The organism is Myxacorys sp. (assembly GCF_059501405.1).
The window spans coordinates 10,792-17,047 of record NZ_JCACCM010000129.1 but is presented as its reverse complement, the minus strand read 5'-3'; the positions used below and the strand labels follow the sequence as shown (position 1 = coordinate 17,047).

Below are 6,256 nucleotides of genomic sequence, written 5' to 3'. Positions count from 1 at the left end.
ATGAAGCCTCTTGTTGTCTGGCTTCGACTACTGCCTATTTCCGATTAAGTCTATTATGTCCCCATCGATTCGTCAGCATCGAATTGAAGATGAAGAATTGGTAGGCGATGATGCTCTTTCTGACCCTTGAAAAGAAGCTAGCTAATGTCGCCGTAGTGAGTTTGTGCGATCGCAATCAGTTCGGCACCATAAATTCTAGCGTTCCTCGTCCCTTTCTTGTGTAACAAAGGGACGAATAACTGCTTTGTTACACAAGAAAGTGAATTAAGCCCAAGAGAGCGTTCTGCTTGCCTCACTTCTCATAATTTCAGACACCTTGGTGAGCCAAAACAACGTTAATGAGCGACATCGATTAGCGGTTAAGCTTTCAGGTGAAGGTGCCTTAGAACTTGCCAGTGGTTGCTCAAGTATTTGTGGATTAAGAAGTATAGCGATCACAGAGTAAATTAGTGCTCGAGTCGTATCTCGGTTTTCCATTTTGGTAGTCCTATAAGCATAATTTGTGGCTTGGTTTTAACACGTACTCAGTCTTTCTGTACTAATTTCTCTAAGATTCTTTTAATGGCATGAAAACCGCTTCAACTCATGTAGTAATAAAACTGTCAAGTAAGATGAGATCGCATTTTACTTAATATATCTCTTACAGTACATCCGTTAATTTCTTTGCATTCTTAAGCGTAGAGAAGCTGGTGTACCGAGGACCTTGCATTGAACCCTGTGGGGCATCTCCAAACGGTATCGGAGTCATAACCTGAGCTTTTTCAGAGAAGAATATTTTATACTTCCCTTCTTCGCCATAAGGTTCGATGCGATCAACAGGGGCGTAATGGGTGATTGCGGAAACGGGTTGTGTTTGATAGGCAGCAATATACTTAATCTTCTGAAGCATTCCCCCTGAGATGCGAATGGCGTACCAGCAGTTTTCGCCAAGAAATACTCCCTCAAATCCTTCCTTCTGAGCGGGCACGATAACAGTATCCTTTTGTGCCCTAGTTAAGGGCTGTGGATCATGACTCGATGCTTTGCTACGGCCTTTGGCTGCTCGAAGGCGCGAAGTCCGACCACTGGCAAGATTTGCAGAATTTCTGACAGAAATCCCTGAGTGTCTGCTCTTTCAGACTCAGAGAGGGCTGGCTCTTGAGGAGAATTACCATTATCGAGGTGACTCCGTTTTGCTGCGATTGCCCGTTGAATCAGTGCATATTCTAACCAGGTGACATGAGCACGGTTCAACCCGTTATTCGTTGAAACAAAGGCGATGCCCCAATTCCAAAATTCTTTTTGCTTGTCATGGGCATCGATTCGAGTTCTGACCCCATCGGCTTGCCCGATATAGAGCATGGGTAGCTCATCTGTCTCTCTCTGCTGATACCCCACCAGAATATAGACACCTGTGCGATCGAACTCCACGCGACCTCGGGTGTCCTGCCATTTCTCGCGTGGAAACACAATCCCCAACCCTGTCCAATTCATGCGATCGATGATGCGGACACCTTCTGGATCCCCATCGGGGACGAAGATGCGGATAGTAAATGGATTCGGCATGGCTTCAGAGTCGGTGAATGTAGCAATCGACACTCCACTTTACCTGACTTTTTCTGAATCGCTTCTTGCACGGCTGACTTGCTTATCTCGGCTGCCGATGGAGGCGCGGATAGACTTCGGCACTGCAAATCATCGACGTGATTAGCGCAGAGCGCAACTCTGAAAGAACTGCGTGTCCCATTCGCCGTAACGTTTCTTGGCGCTGCACTTGAGGAATTCTCTGCCAAAGTTCGATGAGGATCTCAACTCCATAGGAGACTGCTTCTTGAAACATTTCCACATTGCCTTCACTGTTTGGATCACCCATTGGTTTAACTCCTTCTTCTAGAACGGGTGATCCAGTTTCAGCAAGCCGTTCTCGCCACTGTTGGCGATACGTTAGAACCTGTTGCACCTTTTCCCAATGCGACTCATCTAGCGTGTAGACCCGTAGTTTCTTGCCTTCATGCCCTAGCATGGATCGGCTCCAGCGAGACTGCCGGATACGGATTCCCAGTTGTAGCAGCAACTCATGGGCAATTTGGGTATCTGCCATCTTGGGGTGAATGGTAAAGTTTAGTCCCGTTTCAAGATCCTTGGCATGATTCCGTGCCTTCTGCGCCAAGGCGGCTAGGTCATACTTGGTCCACTCTGTCCCCTGTCTCGTGATCAGGGCAATGAATTGATTTAACCCTAAGACTTCTCGAAGTGCTTGCCGCAACTTTGTCGTAGAGATATCCCACGGACAGAGCCGTTGGTTCCACGCCGCCTGTCGCTCAAAACTCTTCACGGTACGATCCATCGCTAGGTCAGGATTTAATTGCACTTCCAGTGACAAAATTTCGGCTCGGCGGCGTCCACCGTCATCCCACTCCACCAAATCCTCGGTCACGGTCTCAACGTTATAAAATTCTTTCAGTCGGAATTTCTCAAGCGCATTGGAGTCGTCTGGGGAAAGACCTTGGACAGATGATGAAGTGCTGCCGCTCGGTTGAGTCTCCAGTTCCTGAAGCGCCTTTACCTCAACCCAACTTAGGTCTCGTGCCGCCGCGATCGCACAAGCGCGGTGTTGCTGGAGTACTTGGCGGGTGCTTCGCAGTAACAGTTTCGTGCCTTCATGCGAGCCAGCTTGTTCAATGCGAACAATACTTCCTTCTGTCCGAAGCCTTACATAGAGAGCATCCCGCAGCGATTTCATGGAGGCGTTTTGACTCGCTAGCAAACGGCAATAGAGATTTAAGTGCGGGTCATCGTGCCACTGATAGCCTTCTGCCAGTGCGATCGCATCTTCTCTCAGGTTGGAGCGAACCAGCCGTACCGTCGCCGCTGTAGATTCGTAAAGGTGAGCTTTGACTTCAATCGGATTGTTAGAGCGGCTCACGCCTGATGTATTTCGCCCTGTCTTCGCGCACCAGATGATGCGTTCTACAGGTTCACGAACCCGGGCGAGGGCTTGCGCTAAATCTGCATCCGTTGCACTCACTCCGGTAAAAATGCCAAAGACTTGATGAATAATGCCTTGTGCTTCGATGCTGACACCCGTTGCCATCGAGGGTGACGTAATGACAACATCCACTTCCCCAGCCCGCAAAACGGGATCGGGGGAAGATACAAACGCCTGTTCTCTCTGACGTCCGCTCGTGTCGGAGTTAATCAGCAAGAGGCGCTTTTCAGGGTCACTTTGCGACAGAATTTGTGCGATCGCGTGGCTGGTTGTTTTGCTGTCGGTTGCCACAAAGATGACCCGACCAGACGGCAGCGTTTTAACTGATTTCAGCAACCGTTGTGTAATCTCGGTGCGATCCGGCGCGTCTATGAACGTGACCGGATAGCCGATGGGCTGGTAGTCATTGTGAATCAGAAACGGGAGCATTCCATCGTTCCGCAACTCGCAAAGATAAGAGAGGACCGCATCGTTGAGATCCGCATCTGCCACAATGACCCGCTTTGCTCCCTGAATTAATTCGCGAAATCGCGCTAGAAGTGCGGGGCGTTTTCCATCGGTTGCACAGGTGCTTGATTGCAGTAGGTGAGCCATGACTTGGCACGCTTCATCCAAAATCAAATCGCACCCTTTGAACTGCTCTGGATCGATCGCTAACAAGGAGTCCGCACACAATCCAATCCGTCGGGTGAAGCCTGATTCGGTTATGAAAGCGCCCTTCATCTTGTCGAGGTCGGCTCTCCAGCTAAGATGGAGACGTGTACTCAAATTGCGACCGAGCGCAATTCGGTGGGTGACACAAAGGACTTTTTCAGTGTCTTCCACAACCCCATCCAACAGCTTCGTCTTTCCAGTGCCTTTCGCAGACTGGATTGCCACGACACCGCTGTCTGGAATCCCATCTAGCTGAACAGTCGAAAGATCAGGCGTGTTTAACCGGATGCGGATCGGCACCGATAGGGGGCGCTTTAACGCTTGGGTTAGTTTCCAATGCTGTAACGGCAAGGCATCCGCATAGACCTGCTCAAAGGCAGAAGTGCCACAGGCAGCGATGAAGTCATCAACCCCTTTGCCATGTTGAGAATTCCAACTGACGACAGAAACGCTCCCTTGCATTTTCTTCAGCAAGTACCCAAACCGAAGCTGTGCCACCGCCACACGCCTTTGTGTCTTCAGCTTCTGCTCTTGGTCAAATGCTAAGACGTGACTCCGTCCCGGTTGACAGAATTGGACGACATCTGGGATCAGGGTATGCGTCTCATCTAGCTTGCGACCGCGATAGCCGCCACAGATCCCGTAGAGTGCGATCGCGACATAGCCTTGGCTGAGTAACGACAATGCCTTCTTCCCCCCTTCCGTCCAGATAAGGGGAATGTCAGGATGGGATTTTAGCCAAGACCAGAACGATCCCGTCAGGGGAATATCGACTTGGTAACGGGCTGAGATGCGATCGCGAATAACGCCAGGGACATCTGGTAGAAAGGCACGAGAACCATTGTCCTTTGGCGTTTCATATTTTCTGAATTTGCCTTTTTCTGAATCGAGAACGGGATATTCCAGCTTCGCCTGCCAGACGCTCCCATCTTCATTCAGAAAAAGGGCGGCATGTTGAGTGGTGCGGGCAACTTTTCCAAATCGGCTGTACGTCCAATTCAGGGCGTCGTGAATGGGGGTTTCTACGTCTCCTGCCGATCGCACGACTAAATCGGGAACTACGTTGATCGCGGTGGCGAGTAACTCCGGCGCGATCGCGGATCCGACCACGCATTCTTGCTCAATTTTGGTCGCAAAGGGGATCATTGTGGTGCCCTCCCGCCTCGCTGCAAGTCATCGATCCGGTCTTGCGTTTCTTTCGGTAACTTCTTCCAGGCGGCAACTTTGAAATCGTGGAGCAGGTCGTGTAGCGCCTGAACGGCCGTGCCCGCCCTTGCCTGCTCTAGGTGATGGATGAACAAGTTAAGGATGCGTTGCTGCTCTGCCTCCGACAGCAAGCTCAATGCCTCGCATACTAAGGCACAAGGCAGCACCCAACAGCCTTCTAGCACCTGCTCAAACGTGGTTGCTACCAGCAACACCGTTGCCAACTGCTGGGCGTGCGTTGCATATTCCGCGAGAATCTGCGTGAGTGGAATTGGGCGTTCTGGCGGAAGCGATGCCAGAACGCTTGCATAAATGGGATGAGCAGTGATCGCGGCTGAATCGCGCGATGAAATCGTCATGGATGTTCTCCCAAGTGAAAGGTCACAGGGAAATTCAAGGAGCACTACGCTACCGTCTTGAATCCCTTCCTGAAGAGAGCGGAAGGGACACCTGGCATGTTTTTTCGAGACATCTCACAAGCGGGTTCGTACCTTTATCCCGGTCAATATTCCAAGAAATATTCCGGTTCGTGTTGCGCTCATCCCTTGATATGCCATACTAAAGACACGCTAAAGCTAGGGTTGTCTCTAACAGAACGAGGTCCAATTCGCTATCGTTAGAGCATCCGCTCAGGTATCCCATCAAGAGACTATTTGCGTTATGTCTCTTTTGAGGAATGGTAATTATTAGATTTGCGAAGCCCTTGCTGCCTGCCAGTAGTAAGGGCTTCTACGTGTTTGATTCCCTTGATTGCTTCAACCTCCTAAATTTTTCTTAAAGAAAAGAACGCTTGTTCTATCGCCATTGATCGTATCCGACCTTCAGCAGGTCCAGAACACGGACCGGGTTGATAAAACCTCAACCCTTCATTCTCTGTTTTCGAGCTAAAGCGAACGCCATTGAAGTACGAGCCTTGATGGATGGGGCGATTGCTCACCGAGTCACACTGCTCAATCACTATGTGGAATCATTAAACACCTCGTTTTTGCCCAGGATGAACTGAGTCAATCGCAACAAATGGAGTTGCCTTTAGAATTGTCAATTGCGGCTGGGAGTGACTATTGGCCACGGTTTTGCGATCGTCATTGTTGACAGATTCTAGACTCTAAAATTGAGTAGTATTTTTTTTTCGTATCGCCATTCTAGAAACTAGTGATCTAGATGGATTGAATAATCGTGGCCATGTTTTGAGATGCTAGTCCCCTTGGCAATTTTGTCAATGCGATCGCTAGTCCTGGAGGACAATGGGTGGGATATGTTGCGGGATACTAGTGGAGCTGGCAATTCTGTCAACGCGATCGCTAGTCCTGGAGGACAATGGGTGGGATATGTTGCGGGATACTAGTGGAGCTGGCAATTCTGTCAACGCGATTGCTAGTCCTGGAGGACAATGGGTGGGATATGTTGCGGGATACTAGTGGAGCTGGC

General features: G+C 49.9%; 5 protein-coding genes. 1 reads left to right on the top strand and 4 read right to left on the bottom strand.

Features of this window, described 5'->3' with window-relative positions; all coding sequences use genetic code 11:
• Positions 1-640: 640 nt before the first annotated feature.
• From AC5I6P_RS18230 to AC5I6P_RS18215, 4 genes are all read right to left on the bottom strand, one after another.
• Positions 641-967, bottom strand: coding sequence for a DUF8743 domain-containing protein (locus AC5I6P_RS18230; protein WP_495695203.1), 327 nt, complete (start codon positions 965-967; stop codon positions 641-643).
• A gap of 26 nt (positions 968-993) precedes the next feature.
• Positions 994-1,545 carry a GIY-YIG nuclease family protein gene (locus tag AC5I6P_RS18225; RefSeq protein ID WP_495695202.1) on the bottom strand — a complete coding sequence of 184 codons (552 nt, stop codon included), beginning with the start codon at positions 1,543-1,545 and terminating at the stop codon, positions 994-996.
• Positions 1,546-1,627: 82 nt separating this feature from the next.
• Positions 1,628-4,768: a plasmid replication protein, CyRepA1 family gene (locus tag AC5I6P_RS18220; RefSeq protein WP_495695201.1), complete on the bottom strand. Its 3,141-nt coding sequence runs from the start codon at positions 4,766-4,768 to the stop codon at positions 1,628-1,630.
• Complete coding sequence (locus AC5I6P_RS18215) at positions 4,765-5,187, bottom strand: hypothetical protein (RefSeq protein WP_495695200.1); 423 nt, start codon at positions 5,185-5,187, stop codon at positions 4,765-4,767. Before AC5I6P_RS18215 ends, AC5I6P_RS18220 begins: the two co-directional genes overlap by 4 nt.
• A gap of 833 nt (positions 5,188-6,020) precedes the next feature.
• Here AC5I6P_RS18215 and AC5I6P_RS18210 point away from each other — a divergent pair.
• A complete protein-coding gene (locus AC5I6P_RS18210; RefSeq protein ID WP_495695199.1) occupies positions 6,021-6,173 on the top strand; it encodes a hypothetical protein in 153 nt (50 codons plus the stop codon).
• Positions 6,174-6,256: the final 83 nt, after the last annotated feature.

Bases quoted from the DNA above. Each gene is read 5' to 3' on its own strand.
- AC5I6P_RS18215 (WP_495695200.1), bottom strand. From the start codon at position 5,187: ATGACGATTTCATCGCGCGATTCAGCCGCGATCACTGCTCATCCCATT.
- AC5I6P_RS18225 (WP_495695202.1), bottom strand. From the start codon at position 1,545: ATGCCGAATCCATTTACTATCCGCATCTTCGTCCCCGATGGGGATCCA.
- AC5I6P_RS18220 (WP_495695201.1), bottom strand. From the start codon at position 4,768: ATGATCCCCTTTGCGACCAAAATTGAGCAAGAATGCGTGGTCGGATCC.
- AC5I6P_RS18210 (WP_495695199.1), top strand. From the start codon at position 6,021: ATGCTAGTCCCCTTGGCAATTTTGTCAATGCGATCGCTAGTCCTGGAG.